The 543-nt window shown below is 76.1% G+C and carries 1 pseudogene; it reads left to right on the top strand.

From position 1 onward, the window contains the following. Positions 1-431: pseudogene (locus ABTU92_RS30215) on the top strand (hypothetical protein); the annotation flags it as partial. Between the last annotated feature and the right edge of the window lie 112 nt (positions 432-543).

Raw genomic sequence — 543 nt, 5'->3', positions numbered from 1 at the left:
TCCACTGCAACGGCGACTTCGCCGCCCCGACCGCCGACCGTGATCCGGTCGCGCCCCCGGACGGCCGCAAGCCGGACAGCCGCAGGCCGACCGGACTCGTGGCGCCGCCCGTCGTCCTGCCGCCGCCGCCGAGGCCGCTGCCGCCGCGGCTCGTCTGCATCGGCGGCACCGTGCGGGCCGGCGCCTGCACCTGCCCGGCGACCTGGCGGCCCATGAAGGCGGGCGCCACGACAATGCGCTGCGTCGCCACCGCGCCCGTTCACCCGCGGCCGCTCGGCCCGACCGTCGTGACCGGACGCCCGAAGCTGGTCGGCCCGCAGCCGCTCGTCCGTCCAGGTGTCGGTCAGGGTGTCGGTGTCGGTTCCGGGCCACGGCCGGGCTTCGCGGGCCCGGCCCGCGCCTCCCTGGCGGGGCCGCGCCCGATCCGCTGAGCACACCTCCCAAGCGCTTGATTCGCACGGCCCTTTCGGAGAGGGTCGCGCGTCTTTTTTCAGCCATGGAGCCGACGTGCCGTCCGACATCGTCCTGGTCACCGGAGCCAGC

It is taken from the genome of Rhodoplanes sp. SY1, from assembly GCF_046000175.1.
Taxonomy (GTDB): Bacteria; Pseudomonadota; Alphaproteobacteria; order Rhizobiales; family Xanthobacteraceae; genus Rhodoplanes.
Note: the sequence above shows the minus strand (reverse complement) of the source record. Positions and strands in the feature narration are given on the sequence as shown.